Source organism: Lederbergia sp. NSJ-179, assembly GCF_022867885.1.
Taxonomy (GTDB): domain Bacteria; phylum Bacillota; class Bacilli; order Bacillales; family Bacillaceae_C; genus Lederbergia.
In genome coordinates, this window is the sequence record NZ_JALIFP010000112.1 from 1 (window position 1) to 734 (window position 734).

Sequence of the window (734 nt, forward strand, 5' to 3'; positions counted from 1 at the left end):
ATGAAAATTCTAGAAAAGGAACGCCGAAATGGTCGTGATGACTATCCTATTCGTGCCGTCTGGAATACCATTTTAGCTGGTGTTGTATTTGAGCATGATTCTACGGAGTCACTCCGACGAGAATTAAGTCGTAATGCACAACTGCGTTGGTTATGCGGTTTGGAAGGCAGCGTAGTACCGCCTGCATACGTTTATTCTCGGTTTATGAAAAAATTAATCGATCATGAAGAGGAAATAGAAAGCATGTTTGAAAGGTTGGTTGAGCAGATTAGTGAGGTACTTCCTGACTTCGGAAAAACTTTGGCTATTGATGGGAAGGCAATCCAGTCCTTTGCCACCGGGAAAAATAAAAACCAAAAGAAAGATGGACGAAGAGATACAGATGCCAACTATGGCACGAAGGAGTATAGGGGGAAAAGAGAGGACGGTACCATGTGGGAAAAAATCGTCAAATGGTTTGGGTATAAAATTCATTTGATTGTTGATTCCACCTACGAGCTCCCAATGGCTTATTCGGTCACGAAAGCTTCTGTCCCGGATATCAATGCGGCTCATGACCTATTGGATGAAATCGAAAAAAATCGTCCTTCCCTCTTGGAACAAGCAGAAGAAATGTCCGGCGACAGAGGATATGACGATACGAAACTAATCGTGAAACTATGGGATGACCATGGAATAAAACCAGTCATTGATATACGAAATATGTGGAAAGATGGGGAAGAAACACGTTTACT

General features: G+C 42.2%; 1 protein-coding gene. It reads left to right on the plus strand.

Going from position 1 to position 734, the window contains the following annotated elements; genetic code table 11:
- A partial coding sequence (locus tag MUB24_RS23090) for a transposase (protein WP_244708093.1) occupies window positions 1-734 on the plus strand: 734 nt, incomplete at both ends.